Origin of the sequence: Pseudomonas mendocina (assembly GCF_900636545.1) — a bacterium.
GTDB classification, from domain to species: Bacteria; Pseudomonadota; Gammaproteobacteria; order Pseudomonadales; family Pseudomonadaceae; genus Aquipseudomonas; species Aquipseudomonas mendocina.
This window is the reverse complement of sequence record NZ_LR134290.1, coordinates 1,770,776-1,795,514: the sequence shown is the minus strand read 5'-3', so window position 1 is coordinate 1,795,514 and position 24,739 is coordinate 1,770,776. Positions and strand designations below refer to the sequence as shown.

Here is a 24,739-nt window from a genome sequence, read left to right as displayed (position 1 = left end):
TCTGTTCGCTGCACGGTTAACCGAAGAACTTCTGGCCCTTGGCGGCCATTTCACGAAGTTTTGCGGTCGGGTGGTACAGGGCGCCCAGCTCGGCATATTTGTCAGCCAGGGCGACGAATTCAGCTACACCGATGGAATCGATATAGCGCAGCGCACCGCCACGGAAGGGAGGGAAGCCGATACCGTAGATCAGGCCCATGTCGGCCTCGGCTGCGGTATCGACGATGCCGTCTTCCAGGCAACGAACAGTTTCCAGGCACAGCGGAATCATCATGAAGTTGATGATGTCCTCGTCGGTCACTTCACGCTCTTCGACCACGATGGACTTGAGCAGCTCGTAAGCAGCCGGGTCGGAGACCTTCTTCGGCTTGCCGCGCTTGTCGGTCTCGTAGGCGTAGAAGCCCTTGCCATTCTTCTGGCCCAGGCGGTTGGCCTCGTACATCACGTCGACGGCAGTCTTGCCTTCTACGGCCATACGATCCGGGAAACCCTCGGCCATCACGTCACGGCCATGGTGGCCGGTGTCGATGCCAACCACGTCGGAGAGATAAGCCGGGCCCATGGGCCAGCCGAACTTCTCCATCACCTTGTCGATGCGCACGAAGTCGACGCCGAAACCCAGCAGCTTGGAGAAGCCGCCGAAGTACGGGAACAGCACGCGGTTGACCAGGAAGCCGGGGCAGTCGTTGACCACGATCGGGTTCTTGCCCATTTTCTTGGCGTAGGCCACGGTGGTGGCCACGGCCACTTCACTGGACTTCTCGCCACGGATCACTTCCACCAACGGCATCATGTGCACCGGGTTGAAGAAGTGCATGCCGACGAAGTTTTCCGGACGCTTGAGCGCCTGGGCCAGCAGACTGATGGAGATGGTCGAGGTGTTGGAAGCCAGGATGGCGTCTTCACGCACCACAGCTTCCACCTCGGCCAGCACAATCTGCTTGACCTTGGGGTTCTCGACCACGGCTTCGACGACGATGTCGACGTTGCCGAAATCACCGTAGGACATGGTCGGACGGATGGCGTTGAGGGCTTCGGCCATCTTCGCCGGGGTCATGCGACCCTTCTCGACGCGCTTGCCGAGCAGCTTGGAGGCCTCGTTCAAGCCCATCTGGATACCCTCTTCACGGATATCCTTCATCAGGATCGGCGTGCCCTTGGAGGCCGACTGGTAGGCGATACCACCGCCCATGATGCCGGCGCCGAGTACGGCAGCCAGTTTCACGTCACGAGCGATTTCGTCGTGGTGCTTGGCCTTCTTCTTCAGTTCCTGATCGTTCAGGAACAGGCCGATCAGGCTCTCGGCAACCGAAGTCTTGGCCAGCTTAACGAAGCCGGCAGCCTCGACTTCCAGCGCCTTGTCGCGGCCGAAGTTGGCAGCTTTCTGAATGGTCTTGATCGCCTCGACCGGCGCCGGGTAGTTCGGACCGGCTTGACCGGCGACGAAGCCCTTGGCGGTCTCGAAGCACATCATCTGTTCGATGGCGTTGAGCTTGAGTTTTTCCAGCTTGGGCTGACGTTTGGCCTTGTAGTCCAGCTCGCCGGAGATGGCACGCTTGACCAGATCCAGAGCGGCATCCTTGAGCTTGGCGGGAGCGACCACCGCATCGACGGCGCCGACTTTCAGCGCGTCTTCCGCGCGGTTTTCCTTACCGGAGGCGATCCACTCGACAGCGTTGTCGGTACCGATCACGCGCGGCAGACGCACAGTACCGCCAAAGCCCGGGTAGATACCCAGCTTGACTTCGGGCAGACCGATCTTGGCGGTCTCGCTCATTACGCGGTAGTCACCGGCCAGGCACATCTCGAAGCCGCCACCCAGGGCGATGCCGTTGATGGCGACGACGGTCGGCACGGCGAGGTCTTCGAAATCACTGAAGATCTTGTTGGCTTCCAGGTTGCCAGCCACCAGCTCTTCGTCGGGCAGTTTGAAGTTGTCGACGAACTCGGTGATATCGGCACCGACGATGAACACGTCCTTGCCACTGGTGACAATCACGCCCTTGATCGAACCGTCAGCCTTGATCGCGTCGACGGAAGCGCGCAGCTCGTTGAGGGTAAGACGGTTGAATTTGTTGACGGACTCACCCTTGAGGTCGAAATTCAATTCGACGATGCCGCTCTCAAGAGCCTTAACCGTGATGGCTTTACCTTCGTAAATCATCAACTGATCTCCACGGTATGGAAGCTGAACAGTACACATCGGAGCCAACCGGCAGGCCAGCTCACGGCACAGCCGTCGAGCATAGCTCCAATCGGTACGACACACCCACCGACGCGATATTCGGGCTGTAAACGGCGCGCCTGACCAGGCAAACGCTCAATTCATACGCCCGTTTGATTTGGGTGTGCACACCTTCAGGGAAAAGCCTGCGCTTGTCAATTGGCCTGTTTTCGTCGTTTTCCGAACGTTTTCTATAACCCTGGTCATTCGCGGGCTTCACGGGATATCGATAAACCGCGTCAATATCGCACCATTGCCCGCGTTTTCCCGTCCGTTGCAGGCACACCCGAGCGCCTAGCCAAACGCCCAGGCTCCGGGTACAGTCGTCTCACTTTCGGCTGGCACAGGGCCATCCGTGAGCAATACAAAAACAAATCGAGCCCCATGATGGGCCACACGGAGTCGCCAATGTCGAGCCGCCGTTCGCTTGCATTTCCCCTGAGCACCCTGCTCGTTTTTCTCTTCACGCTGCTATCCCCTCCCCTGCTCAGCGCCGCACCGGCCGATGACCTGCTACGCCTGCATCAGTTGCGCCTGGCGACGCAAAAGAGCCTGGGCGATTTCTACATGTACAACGGCATGGAAGGTGACCAGCGCTATGCCCGGATGATTGCCGAGTCCCTGCAGGAGGGCCAGGCTCACCTGGATGGTCTGGGCGAAATGCCCGGCGAGGCGAGCAAAGCGCTGAGAGAACAGCTGCAAACCAACTGGCAAAGTTATCGCAGCGGCCTACAGGCCCTGATGGAAGCCATGCGCAACCAGGGCTTTACCGACCTGCAGCCCGTCGCCGACCTGGCCGACAACAACCAGCGTCTCATGGCCATTAGTCAGGAGCTGTATCAGAAGATTCAGCAAGAAAGCGGCTTCAGCGTACCGTCGCTGACCCAGAAGAGCCGCGAGCAAAGCCTGCTGATGCAGAACATCGCACTGGACTATGCTTCACGCAGTGCCTCGGTTGGCGCCAGCTTCTTCGGCGGCGGCGAAGAACGCGCCATCGACGAGCTTGCCGGCGAGTTCGCCAGCAAGCTGGATAATCTCAGTAGCGCCCAGCAGAACACCCCGGAGATCAACGCAGCGCTGAACTCCATCGGCACCAAGTGGCGTTATATCGAGAAATCCCTGCGCAACTACAACGAGAACACCGTACCGTTTCTGATCAGCAAATACTCCGACAGCATCATCGAAGGCCTGGAAGGCGTTGCCGCCCAGTACGCTGCCGGCCAGCATTGATGCCCCTTATTTCCGGCCTGCCTGGCCACCCATTGCCCGTTCATGCCAGTCGCCCTATCGCCCACAATGGGGCCATACTTGAGCCAGAGCCATTTGCTTCCTTAAGGAGGAGTTCACCATGCCCTACCAGCACATTCTGGTCGCAGTAGACCTGACCGAGGAATGCGACCCTGTAGTGGTCCGTGCGCAGAAGCTGGCCCAGGCCAGCGGTGCCAAGATGTCACTGGTGCACATCGTCGAACCAATGGCCATGGCCTTTGGCGGCGACGTGCCGATGGACCTGTCGATGCTGCAACAGCAGCAATTCGAGCAGGCACGCGAGCGCCTGGACAGTTTTACCGGCAAGTACCCGGAACTCACCGCTGACCAACGTCACCTGGCTTACGGCCAGCCACGCCAGGAAATTCACCGCCTGGCCGAAGAGCAGGGTTGCGATCTGATCGTGGTCGGCAGCCATGGACGCCACGGCCTGGCCCTGCTACTGGGCTCCACCGCAAATGACGTGCTACACGGCGCGCCCTGCGATGTGCTCGCAGTGCGTCTGAAGAAAGGCGAAAAAGGCGCTTGAGGTCGCGTCGCGGCTAAAGCCCCTCCCACACAGTAGCTGCGTTGGCTTTACCCGTGGGAGGTGGCGAACTTGTTGGCTTCGGCCTACTCGAGCGACTCGCCCGCACTCATGACCAGCGGGCGGATCTTCTGCAACTGGGTTTCCAGCGACACCGTCATGCTCGATGACATCGAGAAGAAGGTCAGGAAGGCCTTGAGATTGGAGTCGCCTTCACAGGTGTCGTGAATACGCTGCCAGAAGGCCTGATTGACCAGCTTGAGCTGCTGGAACAGACGCACCAGCCCCTTCAGCTCCCAATCGGCCAGGCGCCCCTCACGCATATTGAAGTATTGCCGCGACAGGTACAGCGATACCGCACGCAGGATGAACTCCTGATTGTTGGCAAACGGCAGATGGTGCTGCGCCATTGGCTTCAGGCGCGCCAGCACCGGGCAGGCGCTGGTGGCCATGATCACTCCAAGCAGCGCCCGCAGGCCCTCTTCCAGCCCGACATGCTTGGTGTACTCACGCTCTGGCGTACGCACCCAGACGCTGGCCTTCTTGAACGCCGGCAAGCCACGAAAGTCCTCGATCACCCGATGCAAATCGACTGCAGCCGGGCAATGACTGAACTGCTCGCGACTGAGTGGGCAATTGCTGCACTGCTGATGCCCGAGGCGGGTCCAGGCAGGTGCCTGTTGCGCCTGCGCAGGATCATATTCGCGATTCAGCTCGATCCGGTAGCTGAACTGATGATTGTCGTCGAGAGTAATGCGGTACTCGATGGCCATTGCCCGTTCGTTCCTTCGTCAGCCTTCCAGCTCTGCCCAGCGCTCGAGCAACGCGTCCATTTCTTTCTGCAAGCGCTCGAGACGCGCCAATACTTCCGTGGTGATCTGCACCGGCTGCTGATAGAAGGCAGGATCGGATACCTGCTCCTGTACCGCGGCCATTTCCTGCTCCAGGGCATCGATCTGCCCGGGAATCGCTTCCAGCTCGCGCTGCAGCTTGTAGCTTAGTTTCTTCTTCGCAGGCTCTGCGCTCTCCTGAACGGGAGTCACTGCGGCCGGAGCCGGCGCTTCGACGATGGCCGTGGCCAGCTCGGCCTTGCCGGACTTGCTTTCCCCCACGCCGAGCAAACGCGGCGAGCCGCCCTGGCGCAGCCAGTCCTGATAGCCACCGACGTACTCGCGCACCTTGCCTTCACCCTCGAATACCAGGGTGCTGGTCACGACGTTATCGAGGAAGGCACGGTCGTGGCTGACCATCAGCACAGTGCCGGGGAAGTTGAGCAGCACTTCTTCGAGCAGTTCCAGGGTTTCTACATCCAGATCGTTGGTCGGTTCGTCCAGCACCAAGAGGTTGGCCGGCTTGCTGAACAACTTGGCGAGCAACAGTCGTGCCCGTTCGCCACCCGATAGCGCCTTGACGGGGGTACGGGCCCGTTGCGGGCTGAACAGGAAGTCGCCCAGGTAGCTCAGCACATGGCGATTCTGGCCATCGATGGTGATGAAATCACGACCCTCGGCGACGTTGTCGATCACTGTCTTTTCCGGCTCGAGCTGGTGACGTAATTGGTCGAAATACGCCACTTCCAGTTTGGTGCCGACCTCGATACTGCCGCTGCTTGGCTGCAGATCACCCAGCAGCAGCTTGAGCAACGTGGTCTTGCCGGTGCCGTTGGCGCCGAGCAGGCCGATGCGGTCGCCACGTTGCAGGACCATGGAAAAATCCTTGACCAGGCACGGGCCGCCGTTATGAGCGAAGCTGACGTTCTCTGCGACCATCACCTGCTTGCCGGACTTGTCCGCGGTTTCCAGCTGGATGTTCGCCTTGCCCTGACGTTCACGGCGCTCGGCACGCTCGGCGCGCATCGCCTTGAGCGCACGCACGCGACCTTCGTTACGGGTGCGGCGGGCCTTGATGCCCTGGCGAATCCACACCTCTTCCTGGGCCAGACGCTTGTCGAACAACGCGTTGGCAGTTTCCTCGGCAGCCAGCTGCTGCTCCTTGTGCACCAGGAAGCTGGCATAGTCGCCGTTCCAGTCGATCAGGCCACCACGATCCAGTTCGAGGATGCGCGTGGCCAGGTTCTGCAGGAAGGAGCGGTCGTGGGTGATGAACAGCACGGCGCCACCGAAATCCTTCAGTGCCTCTTCCAGCCAGGCGATGGCGCCGATGTCCAGGTGGTTGGTGGGCTCGTCGAGCAGCAGCAGATCCGGCTCGGACACCAGCGCCTGAGCCAGCAGCACACGGCGGCGCCAGCCACCGGACAGCTCGGCCAGGGTCTTGTCCGCCGGCAACTGCAGGCGGCTGAGGGTGCTGTCGACCAGTTGCTGCAGGCGCCAGCCGTCTTTGGCCTCCAGCTCCTGCTGCACGTGCATCAACTGCTCAAGGTCGTCATCACCCTGAATGTTCTGCGCCAGATGGTGATAACGCGCCAGCAGCTCACCCACGCCCGCCAGGCCTTCGGCGACCACATCGAACACGGTACGTTCGTCGGCGCGCGGCAGCTCCTGCGGCAATTCGCCAATCTTCAGCCCCGGTGCACGCCAGATCTCGCCGTCGTCCGGCATCTGGTCGCCCTTGACCAGGCGCAGCATGCTCGATTTGCCGGTCCCGTTGCGGCCAATGATGCACACCCGCTCGCCCCGTGCGATCTGCCAGGACACTCCGTCGAGCAGGGGCATAGCGCCATAGGCGAGGGATACATCGGCAAACTTGAGCAGGGTCATGGGCATCTCCAGAAACAGGCGGCGCATTCTACCCGAGTTGCCAGCCGGCTGTTGCCGTTTCCACCGAGGTGACAGGCAGGACGTCGACAGTCCTCCTGGCGCATTTTTTCTGTATGTGTCCATCCGGCCCGGCGGCATTCACCGCGCCCCGATGAAACGCTAAGCTAGAGGTATGCAACGACACGGATCGTGTTGCCCCATACCTCTGCTTCCCCCTGGAAATGCCATGCGCAGTCGCTTTCTCTCTGTAGTTTCCTGTCTGATTCTTACCGCCACTGGTATCGCCAGTGTCGAAGCCGCCAGCCTCTCCCAGCAGCGCCAGTACTACGATGAAGCCAAGCGCGCCCTGGCCAAGGGCGACAGCGGCCCCTATCGCCAGTACGCCAGCACACTGCGCGATTACCCGCTGACACCGTACCTGGCCTACGACGAGCTGACCAACCGCCTAAAATCGGCGAGCAATGCCGAGATCGAGAAATTTCTCGCCGAGCACGGTGACCTGCCCCAAGCCAACTGGATGAAGCTGCGCTGGTTGCGCTGGCTGGCCGAACGTGGTGACTGGAAGCCCTTCCTCGATCACTACGACCCGGCCCTCAACTTCACCGAGCTGGATTGCCTGTACGGCCAATACCAGCTGAGCCACGGCCTGACCGCAGAAGGCAACGCCACCGCCGAGAAACTCTGGCTGGTTGGCAAGTCCCAGCCCAACGCCTGCGACCCGCTGTTCGAACGCTGGGCTGCCAATGGCCAGCTCACCGAGCAACGCCGCTGGCAGCGCGCCAAGCTGGCGGTGGAAAGCGGCAACTACGGGCTGGCCAACTTCCTGATCAAAGGCATGCCGACACTCGGCGAGCGCGGCAAGCTGATGGTCGAAGTGGCGCAGAAGCCGCAACTGCTGAAGAACACCGCACGCTTCGCCCCCGCCGATGACGCCATGAGCGATGTGGTCGGCCTCGGCCTGCGCCGCCTGGCCCGGCAGAATCCCGAAGACGCCCTGGCCCTGCTCGACGGCTATGCCCAGCGAATGAAGTTCTCCTCGGATGAACAGGTCGCCATTGCCCGCCAGATCGGTCTACGCCTGGCGCAACGCTTCGACCTGCGCGGCCTGCAGGTGATGACCAAGTACGATCCACAGTTGCGTGACAACACTGTCAGCGAGTGGCGTGCACGCCTGCTGCTGCGCCACGGCCGTTGGGAAGAGGCCTATCAGTTGACGCAGAAGATGCCGTCCGATCTGGCCAGCAGCAACCGCTGGCGCTACTGGAACGCGCGCAGCCTGCAACTGGCGCAACCCAACAGCCAACAACCAGCGGTGCTGTTCCAGGCCCTGGCCAAGGAGCGTGATTTCTACGGTTTCATGGCAGCGGACCAGGTCAAGGCGCCTTACGCCTTGAACAACCAGCCGCTGGCGCTCGATCCCAAGGTCGTACAGAAAGTGCGCAACACCGCCGGCATCCGGCGCGCCATGGAGTTTCACGCGCGCGGCCAGATCGTCGACGGGCGTCGCGAGTGGTATCACGTCAGCCGTCTGTTCAGTCGTGATGAACTGGTCGCCCAGGCACGCCTGGCCTACGAAATGGAATGGTACTTCCCGGCCATCCGCACCATCAGCCAGGCCCAGTACTGGGACGACCTGGAAGTGCGCTTCCCCATGGCCCATCGCGACGAATTGGTCCGTGAAGCCAGGCGCCGTGATCTGCACTCGAGCTGGGTGTTCGCCATCACCCGCCAGGAAAGCGCCTTCATGGCCGATGCCCGCTCCCACGCAGGCGCCATGGGTCTGATGCAACTGATGCCGGGGACGGCAAAGGAAACCGCGCGCAAGTTCGGCATCCCCCTGGCATCACCACAGCAGGCGCTCAACCCGGACACCAACATCCAGCTGGGCGCTGCCTACCTGAGCCAGGTGTACGGCCAGTTCAACGGCAACCGCGTACTCGCCTCGGCCGCCTACAACGCCGGGCCGGGCCGCGTACGTCAATGGCTGCGCGGCGCCAATCACCTGAGCTACGACGTCTGGGTGGAGAACATTCCCTTCGACGAGACCCGCCAGTACGTGCAGAACGTGCTGTCCTACTCGGTGATCTACGGTCAGAAACTCAACGCGCCGCACCCACTGGTGGCGTGGAACGAGCGCTTCTTCGACGATCAGTAAAAGAAAGCCCCGATCAGACAACATCTGATCGGGGCTTGTTATGACACCTGCCCTGCTATTCCAGCACTTCCACCGTCATGCCCAACTGCAGTTCGCCGACACCGCGCGGCAACAGATTCTGCCCGAAGAACACGTCACCGTCGCGCTCACGATAGGTCTTGAGCGTGGCCAGCGGCTCACGCTGGGCGTTACGCTCGCCAGTCTGAGGGTCGATGGTGGTGAGAATGCAGCGCGAGCAGCCCTTGGCCACGTCGAACTCCACCTCGCCAATGCGGATGCGCTTCCAGCTGTCTTCGGCGTAGGGCTCGCTGCCGGTGACGACCAGATTGGGACGGAAGCGCAGCATCGAGAGTGGCTGGCCGACACGCTGGGACAGATCCTCCAGCGAGGCCTGACCGATCAGCAGCAGCGGAAACCCATCGGCAAAAGCCACATGGTCACCCGGCTGGGCATAGGCGGTATCGACCTGGCGGGTACGTCCTTCCGGCACCTGCACCAGACGGCAGGATTTACCCAGCAAGTCGCTGAGCCAAGCGGCCGCTGCATCACCAGCATCCGGTACGCGCAGGCTGTCACGCCAGACGATAACGCCACGCAGATCCTGCTCGGGATCAGGCAAGGCAACGGACAGATCGTCACGCCCCGGCGCACTCAGGGTAAGGCCGCCGCGCGCATCGTACAGAGCACTCAGCTGACTCATTTGCGGTAGCAGGCGTTGGGTGATGAAGCGGCCGTTGTCGGCGTCGACCAGCATCCAGCGCCGATCGCCATGCAGGCCAAGGCCGTCGACCGCGCTGCGCTGCAAGGCCTCGCCGCGGCCGGACTTGAGCGGGTAACGGTATAACCCCGAGAGACTCAGCATGGGTCAGGTTCCTGTTGGCAAAACGCCGTTATACGAGGTGACGGCGATGCTCACAAGCAACAAAACTCGGGAAATTTTGCAGATCAGTAAAGCTCGCTCGGGCACCAGCGGCCATCGACGCTCGGCGGGTTTCACCCGCCCTACGCCAATGCTAGCGTGGCTCGTCCAGTTCGAGACGTTGACGAACCACGTCAACGAGCTTGTCGGGCTGGAACTTGGAGAGGAAGTTGTCGCAACCGACCTTCTTCACCATCGCCTCGTTGAAGCTACCGGACAACGAAGTGTGCAGTACCACATAGAGATCCTTGAGGCGCGGGTCGTTGCGAATCTCGCTGGTCAGGCGGTAACCGTCCATTTCCGGCATTTCGGCATCGGTGAAGATCATCAGCAGCTTGTCGGTCATCACTTCACCGGTGTCAGCCCACTTCTTCAGCAGATTCAGGGCTTTGAGGCCGTCGCCCGCCATGTGCAGACGCATGCCCAGTTGCGTGAGGGTATCGCGCAATTGGCTAAGGGCGACGCTGGAGTCGTCCACCAGCAGCACTTCGCGACCGCGCGCCTTTTCCAGCAGCGGATCGGCGAGTTTTTCCTCGGAGACCTTGGTGCTCATCGGCACGATCTCGGCCAACACCTTCTCCACGTCGATGACCTCGACGATCTGCTCGTCGACCTTGGTGATGGCGGTCAGGTAATGCTGACGACCCGCGCCACCGGGCGGCGGCTGGATCGACTCCCAGTTGAGGTTGAGGATGCGATCCACGCTACCAACCAGGAAAGCCTGCACCGAACGGTTGTACTCGGTGACGATGATGGTGCTGCGCTCATCCGGCACCAGCGGGCGCATGCCGATGGCCTGCGACAGGTCGATCACCGGCAGGGTCTGACCGCGCAGGTTGACCACGCCGCAGACGAAACGGTGGCGTTGCGGCATCAGCGTCAGCTTGGGCATCTGCAGGACTTCCTGCACCTTGAACACGTTGATGGCGAACAACTGCCGACCGGCCAGGCGGAACATGAGAATTTCCAGACGGTTCTCGCCGACCAGTTGCGTGCGTTGATCCACTGAATCGAGAATGCCGGCCATCATGCGCTCCAAGGTATATAAGGTAAGTCTAGTCTGCCGTTCGGGTTATCGGCGGACTGCCGGCAGACTGAAGCGTTGCTGGCGCCCAGCCATCATGCCTCAGGCCCAGGCGCCTGACCAGCGAGCAGCGGCGAATGCCCGGGCAGGTGCAGACGCAAGGCACCAGGTTGGGCGCTGAAGCGTAAACGCTTGCTTTCCATGGGCTCGCCGTCGAGGTTCAGGTCCAAGCCTTCCAGTGCCTCAACTTCCAGCCAGGGTAGCCGCGCGCTGATCGCCACACTCTGCAAACCGTGCATGCCACCCGTTAGCAGCGTACCGAGCGTGCTCACCACGTCCTGCGCCGCTGGCACGATGCTGACATCCAGCAGACCATCGTCAATGGTCGCATCCGGGCAAAGCAGGTGCCCGCCGCCGGCCTGGCGGCCATTGCCGATACCGAGGGCGAGAAATTCACCTTGCCATTCGAAGTCGGGCCCGTGGAAACGTCCCGCGGCGGCACGTACTTCGGAAAAGCGGCTAAGCCCGGTAAGCAGATAGGCGGCGCCACCCAGGACTTTCTTAAGCTCCTCCGAGGTATTGGCCGTGACATTGGAGCCGAAGCCGCCGGTGGCCATGTTGAGGAAGGCGCGCTCGTCGGCCATGCCGACGTCCACCGTCACGGGTTCCACTTCCAGCAGTGCCAGTGCTGCAGCTGGCGTCAGCGGTACTCCGGCTGCGTGGGCAAAGTCGTTGGCCGTGCCCAGTGGCAACAGCGCCAGGCTGGCATCCCCGCGCGCCTTGACCAACGCCTCGACCACATCGCGCAAGGTGCCATCGCCGCCGCCAGCGATCAGAGTCGGATAACCGGCCGCCAGCCCTTCGTGTACCAGACGTTCGGCATCACCGCCTTCCCAGGTCAGGCGCACCGCGAGATCCCAGCCACGCTCACGCAGGCCGTTCACTGCCGCCCTTACCTCTTCGTTCAACGCCTGCTTGCCATGCAGAATCAGCCAGGCCTTGCGCTCACGCATCGCAGTCCTCCTTGAAACGGATCAACGAAAGCCTAGTGCGTGGCTCTCGCGAAAATTAATCAAATAAATAGATATTTATTCCGTAAATATTGCGCTTTTAAATCGATCAATCCAAATAGATCATTACCCCATCGACGCTGCATGGGACTAAGCCCGTGCACGACTGGAGGATTGACCATGATCGATGTACGTCCGTTCGAACAACTCGGTGGTGCTCATCACGGCTGGCTCAACGCCCGTCACCACTTTTCCTTCGCCGAATACTACGACGCCGAGCGGATGAACTGGGGCCGCCTGCGCGTCTGGAATGACGACGAGATCGCACCGCACTCGGGATTCCCGCCGCACCCGCACCGCGACATGGAGATCATCACCTACGTTCGTGAAGGCGCCATCAGCCATGAGGACAACCTAGGCAACAAGGGCCGTACCGAGGCTGGCGACGTGCAGGTGATGAGTGCCGGCACCGGCATCGCCCACAGCGAGTACAACCTGGAGGATGAAACCACCAAGATCTTCCAGATCTGGATTCAACCGAACCAGGCCGGCCTGCCGCCCTCCTGGGGCGCCAAGCCTTTCCCCAAAGGCGACCGCTCGGGATCGTTCGTCACCCTGGCCAGCGGTTATGAGGAGGATGTCGATGCATTGCGCATCCGCACCGATGCACGACTGGTCGCGGCCACGATCAAGGCAGGAGAAAGCGCCGAATACCGCCTGCAGCCGGGTCGCAAGGCCTATCTGGTAGGCGCTACCGGAGCCTTCAGCGTCAACGGTGTGGCAGCCAAGGCACGTGACGGCGTGGCCGTTGCGGATGTCGAGGTGATCCACGTCGAAGCGCAGGAAGACAGCGAGATCGTGCTGGTGGATGTCGCCTGACGGCAGCCTCAAGCGGCAAGTAGAAATAGCGTAGGGCGTACTCGCGAAGCAGTACGCCGCTGGATTTGTGTAACACCGAGGAGCGGCGGACTGTTCGCTTCGCTCCTGAGTCCGCCCTACGTCCCTACCTCCCTACGCCCACCGCATGCTCTACGCCGGATAGCCGGTGATCTTGCGAATGCGCTGGTACAGCGGCTTGAGCTGACGATACATGCGCTGATAGACCTGCCCGTAGAGCTGCTGGTAAACGCGCTGTGCCTCCGGGTTCGGCTGGAATACCTGGCCAACGCGGGTCATGGCGGCGATGGCCGTCGGATAGTCCGCATGCAGCCCCAAGCCCACTGCGCAGTTGATCGCAGCCCCCAGCCCGCTGGTTTCGTAGAGGTGCGGTCGCTCGGCCGGCAAGCCGAAGATATCGGCCGTCAGTTGCATCGCCGCATCGCTCTGCGAACCGCCACCGGATACGCGCAGGCGCTCGATACGGGTGCCGGAGCGTGTTTCGATACGTTCCTTGCCCTGACGCAGCGCATAGGCCAAACCTTCGAGAATGGCGCGATAGATATGCGCGCGGGTGTGTACATCACCAAAACCGATGATCGAGCCCTTGGCCTCCAACCCCGGCTCGCGGATGCCCGGTGTCCAGTACGGCTGCAGCATCAGGCCCATGGAACCCGGCGGCACGGCGTTGACCAACTCGTCGAACAGCGCCTCGGGTGGCACACCCAAGGCCTCGGCGCGCTGCATTTCGCGCAGGCCGAATTCACGCTTGAACCAGCTGACCATCCAGAAGCCGCGATAGATCATCACCTCGGTGTTGAAGTGATCCGGCAGCGCCGCCGGATAGGGCGGAATCAGGCGAACGGTTTCCAGATAACGACTGCGAGTGGTGTTGATGGTCGCGGTGGTGCCATAGGACAGGCAAGCCGTACTGGCCTCCAATGCACCGGAGCCCAGCACTTCGCACGCCTTGTCGGCGCCGGCGGCGATCAGTGGCAAGCCCTCGGGAATACCGGTGTGGCGGCTGGCCTCGGCGCTGATCTGGCCCAGTCGCGCCCCCGGCTTGAACAACTCGGGCAGCTGCTCCCGGCGTACCTTCAGCGCCTGCCACTTCCAGTCGCCGGGCGCGGCCCAGCGCAGGCGCTTGTAATCGAACGGCAGGTAGGCCACGCAACTGCTGGTGGAATCGACGAAGCGACCGCACAGGCGATGGGTGAGAAAGCCCGAGAGCAACAGCACCTTATGCGTGCGTGCCGCAATGTCCGGCTGATGCTGGGCAACCCAGTTGACCTCGGCCTGGCCACGAAAGTGATCGACCGCCTCCTCCGCGCGCACCAGTTTGAACAGCCAGCCCCACAGGCCCTTGATCCGCCCTACCACCTCGGCACGACGCTGATCGAGCCAGAGAATCGCCGGGCGCAGCGGCGTGCCCTGCTCGTCGACATGAATGATGCTGCCGCGCTGGGTGGTGACGGCAACGCCCTTGATCTGGTTACGGTCGATATCCACCTGCTGCCACAGCAGGCGGCAGGCCTCGCCGAGACTGGCCCAGTAGTACTCGGGGTCCTGCTCGGCCCAACCAGGCTGACTGGAGAAATAGGGGTCGAGCTCGACCTTGCCCTTGGCGAGCAGGTTGCCGTTGGTATCGAACAGCAGCGCTCGGACGCTCTGGGTGCCGTTGTCGATGCTCAGCAGGTAGCTTGGTTCGCTCAAGGTTTTGTCCTTTTTGTTATGTCTCCCCTCTCCCCAACCCTCTCCCGCAAGCGGGAGAGGGAGCTGATCGGAGGTGCCGCAATCTAGTAATCGCCCTGCGGCAGGCTGTAACAGCGTTGCCACAACGCCAGGTAATCCGTCTCTTCCTGCTGCCAGCGCGCATCGTTCCAGCCCAGGTGCGGTTGGCACAGCGTGCGAATACGCGGCAGCTCTGCGCGACCGCCTTCTGCCAGCAACAGGCCCAGGCGCGTACGGCGCAGCAGCAGGTCGTCCAGGTGCAGCACCAGCTCTCCTTCGGCAGCCCAGGCCAGTTCGGCCCACAAGGTGTCGGTACCGGCGACGCAATCAGCGCCGATTTCATCGATCAAACGCAGTACCTCACCCAGCTGACGACCATGGCGGCCAGCCAGACGGCGTTGCTGCGCCGGGCTCAACGCCGGCATCGGTGTCGGCTTACTGGAAGCGAAGACCGCACCGCCCTGATCATCCACCGCTTTGCCGACGAATCCGGCACAGGCACGAAGCACTTCCAGCGCCAGCAGGCGGAAGGTGGTCAGCTTGCCGCCAGCCAGGGTCACGCTACCCGGCTCGATCCACAGCGCATGCTCGCGTTTCTCGTCCGAGGGTTTCAGCCCGGCATTGCCATCGCTCACTACCGGACGCACGCCAGCCCAGGTCGACAGCACGTCGGCGCGGCTCACCTGCGCAGCCGGGAACTGCTGGGCACAGGCGGCCAGCAGGTAATCGACCTCCTCGGCGCTGATGGCGGCTTCATGATCGAGCTCGTCAGTATGATCCAGATCGGTGGTGCCAATCACCGTCGCACCTTCCCAGGGGAAGACAAATACCGGTCGGCCATCGGCCGCGTGCATAAAGCTGAATGCATGTGCCACCGGCAGGCGCCAGCTTGGCAGTAGCAGATGGCTGCCACGCAGCGGACGGATGCGACCATTGCCAGGCTGGCGCAGACGATCGGCCCAGGCACCGGTGGCTTGCGCCACGGCGCGGCTGCGCAGGCGGTACTGAGTGCCCGTTTCCACATCCTCGGCGAGCACACCAACCACCTGCCCCGCCTCACGCAGCAACTCGACCACGCGCATGCCATTGAGCGCCTCGCCGCCTTCGGCGCGCGCCTCGCCCAGCACGCGCTGCACCAGGCGGGCATCGTCGGTTACCGCATCGAAGAAGCGCGTGCCACCGAGCAGGCCATCTTCGCGGATGCCCGGCGCCAGGTAACGCAGTTGCTGCAGCGGGTAGAACAGATGATTGCGTTTGCCGGCCAGGGCGTCGTAAAGGCTGAGCAGGCCGCCAAACACCTTCGACCCGGGAAAGCCGCCGCGGTAGTGCGGCATAACGAAGCTCAACGGCTCCACCAAACCTGGCGCCTCGCCGAGCAGGCGCTGGCGCTCGCGCACCGAGTCGCGGGTCAGCCCCAGTTGGCCCTTGGCGACATAGCGCAGGCCACCGTGCACCATCTTCGACGAGCGACTGGAAGTGCCCCAGGCGAAGTCGCGCTGTTCCAGCAGCAGGCAGCGCCAGCCACGCCGCGCCGCCTCACGCAGGATGCCGGCGCCGCATATGCCGCCGCCGATCACCAGCAGATCCCAGTCGCGCGCGGCCAGTTCAGGCAGCGCGCGCGTGCGCCAGGCGGCGTTCCAGGCATCCATGCTCAGTCCTGCAGCAACACGCCAGGCGCCAGGCGCTGGTCGGGGTCGAAATGCATGGCCAGGCTGCGCAGTGTGGCCATGCCCAGCTCGCCCTTCTCCGCCGCCAGATAAGGTGCGTGGTCACGACCGACGCCGTGCTGGTGGCTGATGGTGCCGCGATTCTCGGCGATGGTGCGGCTGGCCGCAGCTTTCAAGCGCTGCCAGCGCGCCATGGCCTCGGCGTAGTCGCTGCCGGGACGAAATACGTAGGTGGTGTAGATGCTCGAGCCTTCGCCATAGACGTGCGACAGGTGGGTGAACACATGCACCCGCTCGCCCTCTCCGGTCAGCTCGTCACGCAGGCTGGCCTCGACCTTGTTCAGCAGGTTGTCGACGTTGGACCAGTCGGTGGCGGTTTCCAGGGTGTCGACCAGGTAACCGCGCTCCCACAGGCCATGGCGCAGGTAAGGGAAGCGAAAGCGGTTCTGCTCCCACTTCTTGCCCAGCAGGGTGCCGGTGAACACGCCGCCAAAGCCTTTCAGCAAGCGCCGCGCCTGTTTCAGCGAGGCGGCGTTCTGCACCCGGCTGCCGGTGACGCCGAAGGTCAGCATGCACTTGCCGTCGCGGGCGCCGCGCAGGGCCAGGTATTTCTCCAGCAGCGCGATCTGCTGCGGGTGACCGGCCAGAGCCAGCTGGGTACGGGTTTCGATGGCGTTGGACAGGCGCAGCATGGACAGCGGCACGCGCGCCTGGGCCAGACTACGAATGGCGCTCAGCGCCTGCTGCCAGTTGGGCAGGAACACCGCGTAGAAACGCTCCTGTTCGGCCAGGCGACTGATGCGCACGCGTACTTCGGAGATCACCCCGAAGCGCCCTTCCGAGCCCATCACCAGCTCGCGCAGATCGGGGCCGGCGGCCGATGCCGGGAAGGTGGGAATCTCCAGGGTGCCGGCGAAGGTTTCCAGCTTGCCGCCGGCGAACAATTGCTCGATCCGCCCGTAACGCAACGACTGCTGGCCGCTGGAGCGGCTGGCGACCCAGCCACCGAGGGTCGACAGTTCCCAGGACTGCGGGAAATGCCCCAGGGTGTAGCCACGGGCGCGCAGTTGACTTTCCACCTGCGGGCCATTGGCGCCGGGGCCGAAGGTGGCGATCAGGCTGTCCTCATCGATATCCAGCAGGCGCGTCATGCGCTCCAGCGACAGGGTCAGCACCGGGCGCTGGCCGGCCTGCGGGTTGATATGGCCGGCCACCGAAGTCCCGCCACCGTAAGGAATCAGGGTGACGTCATGTTGTTGCACCCAGGCCAGTAGATCACGAATTTGTTCGGCACTTTCCGGGCAGGCGACGCCATCGGGAAACAGGCCGAAGTCACCGGAGCGCATCGCCAGCCAGTCCGGCAGACTCTGGCCGCGGGCGTGGCGCACGCGCACTTCGGCATCAACGCTGATCAGTGGATGCGGCGCCAGACGCGACGCCGGCACGCGCGCCAGCACATCCTGCAGGCTGGCATCGGCCAAACGTTGCCCCGGCCCGACCAGTTCGGCGAGAAATGCCTCGCCATGGGCCGGCAGTTCCACTTCGGTCGCCTCGTCACCCCATCCGTTCCAGCGTCGCATCGCATCCCCCATTCCGATCAGCACTTATGGCTGCCTATACTAGCCAGCCGCCGATTTCCGTCACTGTCGAATCGGGACAGGCGCTATCGCCAATCAAGACAGGCACCCAGAACAAGAAGAATCCATGGAAAACCTCGGCTATACCTCGGTTCCAGCCCTGCTCAAATACCTGCGCCAGGCCGAACAGCTCGGTCTGGATATCGACCGTGCGCTGGCCGCCGCCGGGATTGGCGCGCAGGACCTGGCCGATAACGGCAAGCGCATGCCCAGCGAGGTGCATGAGCGCCTGCTGGCGCATCTGATCGAGGTTTCCGGTGATCCCTTATTCGGCCTGCACTCAGCGCGTTTCGTGCAGCCCGGCTCGTGGAGCGTGCTCGGTTACATCGCAATGAACTGCGCCACCCTGGGTGAGGCCATGGGCCGCATCGTGCCGTACGAGAAACTGGTGGGCGACATGGGCACCAGCCGTCTCGAAGCCGCCGAGGATCACGTGCGGCTGATCTGGAGTTGCCGTCATCAGGCGCCGGACGTACGCCGCCATATGGTCGAGAACGTGCTCGCCTCCTGGCTGCTGTACGCCCGCTGGATCGCCGACTCCGAGCATTCGCCGCGCGAAGTGTGGTTCGAGCATGCGCAACCGGCCGACACCGACCTGGCCGAATACCAGCAGCTGTTCGGCTGCCCGGTACTGTTCGAACAACCCTGCAACGCCCTGCTGGTGCCGCTGGATTACCTCGGCGTGCCGCTGCGCCAGGCCGATGCCAACCTGCTGCGCACGCTGGAAGAACATGCCCTGACCCTGATGGCCGGGCTGGACGATAACGAGCCACTGCCGCGCCGGGTGAAGAACGCCCTGCGCCTGCTGCTCAAGGACGGCCTGCCGCGCAAGGAACGGGTGGCAGAGAAGTTCGACATGACCGTGCGCACCCTGCAGCGCCACCTGCAACAGGCCGGCACCAGCTACCAGCAGATTCTCGACGAGCTGCGCCAGGAGCTGGCCGAGCATTACCTGCTGCGCAGCGACCTGGCGATCCAGGACATCGCCTGCTACCTGGGCTTCACCGAATCACGCTCGTTCCACCGCAGTTTCAAGAGCTGGACCGGGCAGACGCCGGGCGAGTTTCGCGAAAGCCGGCGCCGGGATAACCCGCTGGGTTAGCGGGAAATTCTGAAGCGTCGCGCCAGCCAGTAATCGACGCTCAACCAGCGCCCTGCCCCGCTGAAGAACAACGCCACCAGCATCACCAGGTAGGTGGCGGCGAACTCAATACCGTTGTTCAACACCACGAACTTGCCACTGCCGGTCAGCCAGTCGTAATTGCCGTGCTCGCGCAGAATCGCCCGCGCCCGTTCGATCTTCTCCGCCGCCGCCAGCACGCGCTCGTTGGCAAAGGGTGCCGATGGGTCGGCAATTGCTTGCCAGCCATAGGGCCAGTGCACAGCGAAAATCGCCACCAGCATGGTGACGATCAGCGGAATGCTGATCCAGCGCACAGCAAAGCCGAACAGCAGCAGAATAGCGCCACCAGCCTCGGTCAGCGCCGCCGCCCAGGCCAGCAGTTCGGGAAACGGCAGGCCCAGGCCCCAGTCCGGGTTGCCGAACCAGGCGGCAGTGGCGTCGATATCGGACAGTTTCTGCATACCGGCCATCCAGAACACCGGCACCAGATACAGGCGCAGCAAGAGCGGGCCGAGAAAATCCAGGCGCTGGGTGGCCTCCAGCGCGTCCTGGAAGCGATTTAGCAAAGCGATCATGGCGGTCAGTCCTCGGAATGGGGAAACCAGATATCGCGCTCCTGCCAGTCATCCAGCAGCGCGCGAGCGTTGTCGAAATAGCTGCTATCGGCAGCCAGACCATGGGCGGAGGCCAACCCAAGCAGCGCCTGCATGGGCGGCTCACCAGCCTGCAGGCGCAACGCCAACTGATAGGCGAACGGCGCCAACTGCATGAAGCGCACCTGATCCTGGCGATCACGCCAGACCAGCAGGCAGGTCGGCTCGGCCGGCGGCTGCGTGGGGCAGTGATCGACACCGATCATCTGCACCGGCCAGCGATAGGCCAACGGCCAGGCCAGTGGCGACCAGCCGCGCTCGGGCAACTGCGCATCGCTGACATCCAGCGCCAGCTCAACCCACTCGTAATGCGCCAGCTCCAGCATGAACGCAGGGTAGTCAGGCTCGGCGCGATAGCCCTGCTGCAGCCAGGCAATGAACTCCTGACTGATCTCAAGAAAGTACGGCGTGCTCGCCCGATGCTCGGCAAAGAACGCGCGCAGCAGCCGCTGCCAGCGCTCGCCCCCGAGAACCCCGCGCAGCACGGGGAAAGCACCGCCAACCAGGCTGGCGACATTGTTGAAGAACAGCGACTCGTAGACCGCCATGCGCTCGTCGCTGATGCCCGGCAATAGCGCCTGCGCCTCAGGCTGGCGAATACGCGCAGCGAAGTCGCGCTGCAATTGCACGCCGTTCATGTGCCGTACCTACTCAGCGGTTGCACAGCCTGTTGCAGGCTGCGGATATGCGCCAGCTCGGCATACAGCTCGGCCAGCGGCGGGAAGTTGAAGTCACGCTCCAGCAGCGTCGGGCGCACGCCATGCTGCGCGTAAGCGCTGCTTAGCAGTGCCCACACCGGGTCGATAACCGGCGCACCGTGGGTATCGATCTTCAGGTCTGCCGCCTGGTCGTAGTGACCGGCGACGTGCAAATAGGCGATGCGCTCGCTGGGCATCGCGGCGATGTAGGCCTCGGCATCGAAGCCGAAGTTCAGGCTGTTGACGTAGACGTTGTTGACGTCGAGCAGCAACTGGCAATCAGCACGCTCCAGCACCGCGCGAACAAAATCCGCCTCGTCCAGCTCACCGGGCAGGCGCGCATAGGCCGAGACGTTCTCGATGATCAGCGGCCGCTCCAGTACGTCCTGAACGACGCGCACGCGCTCGGCAATTCGCGCCACCGACTCCTCGGAAAACGGCAGCGGCATCAGGTCATACAGCTGGCCGTCGTCAGCACAGGCCGACAGATGCTCGCTGTAGGCCAGCACGCCATGCGCGTCGAGAAAACCCTTGATGGCGTGCAGCAACTCCAGGTTCAGCGGCGCGAAGCCGCCGAGGTTGAGGGACAGACCATGGCACAGCAACGGCCGGCGCTCGCTCAGGGCGCGCAACTGCTTGCCCAACCGGCCACCGACACCGATCCAGTTCTCCGGCGCCACTTCGAGAAAGTCGGCGCCGCTGGCGTCATCGCCGATCAGCTCAGCGAGCAGCCCGCGCCGCAGGCCGAGACCGGCGCCGATGAAGTTTGCGAGGTGCATGATCCGTCCTCCCCTCGCCCTTACTCGCTCTTCTCGCCGCCGCACTTGCCTTCGCCGCATTTACCCTCGGCATCGGCTTTTTTCTCGCCACCACACTTGCCCTCGCCACACTTGCCCTCTGCGTCGGCTTTCATCTCGCCACCGCATTTGCCTTCGCCACAGGAACCTTCCTGCGCTTTCTCGGCAGCGGCCAGGCTATAGCCGCTGGCCAGTTCCTGCGCAGCGAACGGGTTGCTCGCGGCATGGGCAGTGAACGCCATGGAAGTCAGCAGCGCAGCGCCCAGGGTAGCGGTCAGGGTATTGAGTTGTTTCATGGCATCTCTCCATCAGTTTCGAATACGACGCCGGATTGGCGCCCTCGCAGCAATGGACGAGGCAGGGATGCGGGCGTTACAGCAGGCGAAAAAAGTTTTTCGTAGCCCGGATGAAATCCGGGGGCGCTTTGCCCGCTACCAGTCGCGGCTACGACTGCATGGATGCAGGATGTAGAGCGTATCAGGATGCCAGAGCCGAGAGCGCCACCCACAGGCACAGGAACATTCACCGCACCGTGGGAGGCGCTTCAGCGGCGAAGCTTTCGATAGCCAGTAGCGCGAACAGCCAGAGCAAACGGTGGATGAAAAAAGCGTCATCGACACTACGCGTGGTGTGCCAGGCCTAATGCTGGAGCAGAAAGAGGAGGCCAAGCGAATACAGCGGAGTCCCGGGGCACAGCGGTAAGGCTATGATTGGAAAGGCTTTCTAGTGCGAAGCGAAGCGAGATGGTGCGGAGTTAGATGTAAGGCTCTACTATCGGATTAGTACCGCCATCTATCTAATCACTGTTAGGGTAAGTATGGAAAATTTCGCGCTCAATGCAAGGCAAAAGCTTGACGAGGCATGCTTCTACTTAAAACTAATGGATAAAATCGAAATCGGACGCAGTCCATTAACTGAAGGGCGTGCAACAGAGCAAGAATTTTCTTATTTGTTAAGTGCATTTCTTAATGCCTGCTACAGTTGCGGCGAGCACCTCAAGCAAAATTCAGAATCAATATCGAGCGTCAAAAAATTTAGGAAAAGTCATCCTGAATTTTACGAGTCCGGCCCAGATGGCGGATGGCGTACAATCGCCGCTCACTACAAGCCAGTTAATCCAGCACATGAAGGCTATTTTCCTCCGCCTGGTAACAATGTAATTTTTCGCTTTAGAGAAACTAAACCCTATATCCCACCAAAAGCTGGAGAGCCTATTAACTTCAATTTTGGCCCCGGAAGCTTTTATTTCTCTACTGACAGCGCTCAAAATTCCATCTGCGACCTATGTGCAGAACACATTGAAGAGCTAAACAAGCTAATACGCTCGTGTGAGCAACCCTAACAAATTCAAATCGCTCGCTGCGCTCACTGGAACGGGATAAAGCCCGCCCCCTTAACCAAACGTTAGCCATACAAAAGTACGAAGCATGGACGAAATAGAGAAAGTCATAAGTCGATACGATGAGGCATATGTAGAGAAAAGCCTACGATCGCTTGATGATTTAAATAGATTTACTGGCACTTTCGTTAGGGATGTGGCAGAGATTTATGACTGCATCACTAGAATACGGAATCTTGATCGAAATCCTACCGGATTCAATTTGGAAGATGCTCCAATTTTGGGGTTGCTAACCAGGATATGGAAGCTCCTCAAAGAGATCGTAACTTATTATGAGAAAGATAATGCTGAAATCATAAGCATTCTCGAACGACCATTAATAGAGGCCGCTGTAACAGCAGAGTATCTACTAAAGAGCGGTTCAGCAGTAATTGAAGATTACAGAAAGTGCTCGTACAAAGACAGATTGAGGATACTACGCGAACTAAAAGAAGGCTCTAGATTCTTTGAGACAAAAGCCGGGAAGCGACTGCTTAAATCCGTACAAGAAAAGATGGATCTAGAGGACTTCTCAGAAGACGACTTCACAGAACAAAAGAGAAATCGCTGGAGGCTTCAAGGTAAGACGTTCTTTGACATATTCAAGGAAATTACAGACGAGGATCTATACAAATACACTTATGGACTAATGTCAGAATCCATACATGGATCATGGAACGAATCCATGGATTGGTGCCTTCAAAAGAACGAAGACTCTACATTTTCCGTATACCCGTTTTACCATGAGACTGATGTGAGGTATATATGTCCAACGCTCAAATTCTGCAATGAGTCGTACCGCCTCTGGCTGGAACGAATTGATTGCTTGGATGAAAACATGGCCAACGTTCTTGATTGGATCGAAAGAGTAAATACTCGAATATTCATGATTTTCGATCAAAAATATGACGGACCGAATGGCTAACATGTGGTTCAAATCGTTCGCTTCGCTTACTGGGACGGGCTAAAGCCCGCCCCCAACCCAAACGTTAGAGGCACAGATGAAATTAATAAAATCCACCCCAACAAGAGGTGAAGATGGAGAGAACATTTACACCAATGAAGTTGAAATGACTTCCGGTGATCCCAGCTCGCTCCGAGCGAGAGCCCATGATTTGTGCCAAGTCATGGGCATCAAACCGGAACCTTGGTGCAGCAGATATCCGGTCATGGGAAACGAAGAAATTCGGTCAGATCATGAATGGGTTATGACGTTGAGTAACGGAATCGGATTCATCATTGAAAAATAAAAGTCTAACCCGGCAGTCGGCTTAGCTAGTTCATTTGGCACCCTATACCCCGTCCTGTCATATCGTGCGCACCAGCGTTGAAACACTAACAAGTAGCCTGAACAACCACCACAAACGGTGGATGAAAAAAGTGTCGGCTACGCGCCCCGATCCACCCTACGCAGTGACTTGCCAGGAGGGCGACGCCGAGCCATCCCAGCAAGCACACGGCTCACCCCTGATTACGCCGGTCTTGCGCCAGGCGCTCGGCCAGGGCGTCGAGTTCGGGTAACTCCTCATCCGGCATCTGCCGGATCACCGCCTGGGTCAGTTTCATCTGGCGGATAAAACGTCGGCAGTTGCCGCACATGGCCAGGTGCGCGCGTACGGCCAGGCGCTGGCGCAGGGTCAGTTGGCCGTCGAGATAATCGCTGGAGTGAGCGACCAGTTCCTTGCAGGTCAGCATTGGCCTGTCTCCTCGAAATGTTCCAGGGTGGCGAAGACTTTCAGGCGTGCCCGGTGCAGCAGCACACGGGCATTGGAGAGGGAGATGTCGAGAAGATTACAGATCGCCTCCAACTCCAGCCCCTGACGCTCACGCAGCACCAGCACGCTGGCCTGCAGCTCGGACAGGCTGGCCAGCGTGTGTTCCAGACACTGGCGCAGTTCGTCCTCGGTGAGCAGGGCTTCGGGGCTGTCCTGATGCCAGGCATGGGGTGCCAGCAGCCAGTGGCCGTCATCGGCGAAGCGCTCGTCACCCACCGTGCCGTGGGGCGCGGGCAGGTCGTCAAGCAGCAGCTCGCGGCGGTTGTGTTTGAGGCGGGTCTTGGCGGTGTTGGCGGTGATGGTCAGCAGCCAGGTCTTGAGGCTGGCGCGGCCTTGAAAACCTGCCAGGCTGCGCACCACGGCGAGCCAGGCATCCTGCACCACCTCGTCGGCGTGGCGGCTACCGACGATGGCGTAGGCCACCGCGCGCATCGCGCCCTGGTAACGCGCGACCAGCTCGCGGTAGGCCTTCTGCTCACCGGCGAGCAGGCGGCCCAAGAGATCGGAATCGGACATAGCACTCCCATAGGTGATGCCTGCGCACAGGTGTGAACACTCCC

General features: G+C 61.4%; 22 protein-coding genes. 7 read left to right on the top strand and 15 right to left on the bottom strand.

Annotation, left to right across the window (positions count from 1 at the left end):
* Positions 1–16: 16 nt before the first annotated feature.
* Positions 17–2,164 carry a fatty acid oxidation complex subunit alpha FadB gene (gene fadB, locus EL191_RS08280; RefSeq protein ID WP_013714768.1) on the bottom strand — a complete coding sequence of 716 codons (2,148 nt, stop codon included), beginning with the start codon at positions 2,162–2,164 and terminating at the stop codon, positions 17–19.
* A gap of 468 nt (positions 2,165–2,632) precedes the next feature.
* Between fadB and EL191_RS08270 the strand changes: the two genes are divergently transcribed.
* Complete coding sequence (locus EL191_RS08270; protein ID WP_041977989.1) at positions 2,633–3,454, top strand: DNA glycosylase family protein; 822 nt, start codon at positions 2,633–2,635, stop codon at positions 3,452–3,454.
* A gap of 118 nt (positions 3,455–3,572) precedes the next feature.
* Positions 3,573–4,022, top strand: a complete 450-nt coding sequence (locus tag EL191_RS08265; protein ID WP_017361528.1) for a universal stress protein — start codon at positions 3,573–3,575, stop codon at positions 4,020–4,022.
* A gap of 83 nt (positions 4,023–4,105) precedes the next feature.
* On the opposite strand, the gene EL191_RS08260 is transcribed toward EL191_RS08265, so the two are convergent.
* Together EL191_RS08260 and EL191_RS08255 are read right to left on the bottom strand one after the other, a co-directional pair.
* The gene (locus tag EL191_RS08260; RefSeq protein ID WP_017361529.1) at positions 4,106–4,792 is read right to left on the bottom strand and encodes a DUF6901 family protein; all 687 of its coding nucleotides are present in this window, start codon (positions 4,790–4,792) and stop codon (positions 4,106–4,108) included.
* A gap of 18 nt (positions 4,793–4,810) precedes the next feature.
* Entirely contained in the window at positions 4,811–6,736 is a 1,926-nt protein-coding gene (locus tag EL191_RS08255) for an ATP-binding cassette domain-containing protein (protein WP_041978191.1), read from the bottom strand.
* A 226-nt stretch (positions 6,737–6,962) separates the two neighbouring features.
* Between EL191_RS08255 and EL191_RS08250 the strand changes: the two genes are divergently transcribed.
* On the top strand, positions 6,963–8,891 hold the full coding sequence (locus tag EL191_RS08250; RefSeq protein WP_041977987.1) for a transglycosylase SLT domain-containing protein: 1,929 nt from the start codon (positions 6,963–6,965) through the stop codon (positions 8,889–8,891).
* 55 nt (positions 8,892–8,946) lie between these two features.
* On the opposite strand, the gene EL191_RS08245 is transcribed toward EL191_RS08250, so the two are convergent.
* From EL191_RS08245 to yegS, 3 genes are all read right to left on the bottom strand, one after another.
* Complete coding sequence (locus EL191_RS08245) at positions 8,947–9,753, bottom strand: MOSC domain-containing protein (protein WP_017361532.1); 807 nt, start codon at positions 9,751–9,753, stop codon at positions 8,947–8,949.
* 151 nt (positions 9,754–9,904) lie between these two features.
* Positions 9,905–10,837, bottom strand: a complete 933-nt coding sequence (locus tag EL191_RS08240) for a chemotaxis protein CheV (protein ID WP_013714761.1) — start codon at positions 10,835–10,837, stop codon at positions 9,905–9,907.
* Positions 10,838–10,929: 92 nt separating this feature from the next.
* Positions 10,930–11,847 (bottom strand): lipid kinase YegS, encoded by a 918-nt coding sequence (yegS, locus tag EL191_RS08235; RefSeq protein ID WP_041977984.1) that lies wholly within the window; start codon positions 11,845–11,847, stop codon positions 10,930–10,932.
* A 177-nt stretch (positions 11,848–12,024) separates the two neighbouring features.
* On the opposite strand from yegS, the gene EL191_RS08230 reads away from it, so the two are divergent.
* Entirely contained in the window at positions 12,025–12,723 is a 699-nt protein-coding gene (locus tag EL191_RS08230) for a pirin family protein (RefSeq protein ID WP_017361533.1), read from the top strand.
* A gap of 150 nt (positions 12,724–12,873) precedes the next feature.
* Here the strand turns inward: EL191_RS08230 and EL191_RS08225 are convergent, their stop codons facing one another.
* From EL191_RS08225 to EL191_RS08215, 3 genes are all read right to left on the bottom strand, one after another.
* On the bottom strand, positions 12,874–14,433 hold the full coding sequence (locus EL191_RS08225) for an FGGY-family carbohydrate kinase (protein ID WP_017361534.1): 1,560 nt from the start codon (positions 14,431–14,433) through the stop codon (positions 12,874–12,876).
* An 83-nt stretch (positions 14,434–14,516) separates the two neighbouring features.
* On the bottom strand, positions 14,517–16,100 hold the full coding sequence (locus EL191_RS08220) for a glycerol-3-phosphate dehydrogenase/oxidase (RefSeq protein ID WP_041977982.1): 1,584 nt from the start codon (positions 16,098–16,100) through the stop codon (positions 14,517–14,519).
* 2 nt (positions 16,101–16,102) lie between these two features.
* A complete protein-coding gene (locus tag EL191_RS08215) occupies positions 16,103–17,698 on the bottom strand; it encodes an FAD-binding oxidoreductase (RefSeq protein WP_041977979.1) in 1,596 nt (531 codons plus the stop codon).
* Between the two features lie 124 nt (positions 17,699–17,822).
* Between EL191_RS08215 and gliR the strand changes: the two genes are divergently transcribed.
* Positions 17,823–18,857: an AraC family transcriptional regulator GliR gene (gene gliR / locus EL191_RS08210; RefSeq protein WP_041977977.1), complete on the top strand. Its 1,035-nt coding sequence runs from the start codon at positions 17,823–17,825 to the stop codon at positions 18,855–18,857.
* Here gliR and EL191_RS08205 read toward each other — a convergent pair.
* Genes EL191_RS08205 through EL191_RS08190 form a run of 4 tightly spaced genes read right to left on the bottom strand, consistent with a single transcriptional unit; the run spans position 18,854 to position 21,322 of the window.
* Positions 18,854–19,453, bottom strand: a complete 600-nt coding sequence (locus EL191_RS08205; protein ID WP_041977974.1) for an HvfX family Cu-binding RiPP maturation protein — start codon at positions 19,451–19,453, stop codon at positions 18,854–18,856. The genes gliR and EL191_RS08205 overlap by 4 nt on opposite strands.
* A gap of 5 nt (positions 19,454–19,458) precedes the next feature.
* The gene (locus tag EL191_RS08200; protein ID WP_041977972.1) at positions 19,459–20,169 is read right to left on the bottom strand and encodes an HvfC family RiPP maturation protein; all 711 of its coding nucleotides are present in this window, start codon (positions 20,167–20,169) and stop codon (positions 19,459–19,461) included.
* Positions 20,166–21,008, bottom strand: a complete 843-nt coding sequence (locus tag EL191_RS08195) for an HvfB family MNIO-type RiPP peptide maturase (protein ID WP_041977970.1) — start codon at positions 21,006–21,008, stop codon at positions 20,166–20,168. Before EL191_RS08195 ends, EL191_RS08200 begins: the two co-directional genes overlap by 4 nt.
* 20 nt (positions 21,009–21,028) lie before the next feature.
* Positions 21,029–21,322, bottom strand: coding sequence for an HvfA family oxazolone/thioamide-modified RiPP metallophore (locus EL191_RS08190; RefSeq protein ID WP_041977967.1), 294 nt, complete (start codon positions 21,320–21,322; stop codon positions 21,029–21,031).
* 521 nt (positions 21,323–21,843) lie between these two features.
* On the opposite strand from EL191_RS08190, the gene EL191_RS08185 reads away from it, so the two are divergent.
* Together EL191_RS08185 and EL191_RS08180 are read left to right on the top strand one after the other, a co-directional pair.
* Positions 21,844–22,368 (top strand): hypothetical protein, encoded by a 525-nt coding sequence (locus tag EL191_RS08185; protein WP_126403471.1) that lies wholly within the window; start codon positions 21,844–21,846, stop codon positions 22,366–22,368.
* Positions 22,369–22,453: 85 nt separating this feature from the next.
* Positions 22,454–23,329: a DUF5677 domain-containing protein gene (locus EL191_RS08180; protein ID WP_041977965.1), complete on the top strand. Its 876-nt coding sequence runs from the start codon at positions 22,454–22,456 to the stop codon at positions 23,327–23,329.
* 536 nt (positions 23,330–23,865) lie between these two features.
* Here the strand turns inward: EL191_RS08180 and EL191_RS08175 are convergent.
* Together EL191_RS08175 and EL191_RS08170 are read right to left on the bottom strand one after the other, a co-directional pair.
* Positions 23,866–24,099 (bottom strand): anti-sigma factor family protein, encoded by a 234-nt coding sequence (locus tag EL191_RS08175; protein WP_041977963.1) that lies wholly within the window; start codon positions 24,097–24,099, stop codon positions 23,866–23,868.
* The gene (locus EL191_RS08170; protein WP_041977961.1) at positions 24,093–24,695 is read right to left on the bottom strand and encodes an RNA polymerase sigma factor; all 603 of its coding nucleotides are present in this window, start codon (positions 24,693–24,695) and stop codon (positions 24,093–24,095) included. The genes EL191_RS08175 and EL191_RS08170 overlap by 7 nt, the downstream gene beginning before the upstream one ends.
* Between the last annotated feature and the right edge of the window lie 44 nt (positions 24,696–24,739).